At 64.7% G+C, this 221-nt stretch carries 1 pseudogene; it reads right to left on the bottom strand.

The features are described 5' to 3' along the window. Positions 1 to 221: pseudogene (locus EOB49_RS36205) on the bottom strand (malate synthase G); the annotation flags it as partial.

The following is a 221-nucleotide window of genomic DNA, read 5'->3' as shown; positions in this document are numbered from 1 at the left end:
GAGGTTGACGGTGGTGCGCCGCTCCTCGTCCATGATGCCCATCTTGATGGTATTCTCGGTCATGCCGAGCAGCGCTTCGACGCGGTCGAAGATCTCGACGGCGAAAGCGACTTCGTCGGGCCCATGCATCTTGGGCTTCACGACATACATCGAGCCCGCGCGGGAGTTGGCGCGGCGGCCGTTCGGCCCGACATCGTGCAGCGCGATCAGCGCCGTCATCG

It is taken from the genome of Mesorhizobium sp. M7A.F.Ca.MR.148.00.0.0 (genome assembly GCF_003997735.1).
GTDB lineage: Bacteria > Pseudomonadota > Alphaproteobacteria > Rhizobiales > Rhizobiaceae > Mesorhizobium.
The sequence above is the reverse complement of the archived record's forward strand: the minus strand, read 5'-3'. Positions and strand labels throughout refer to the sequence as shown.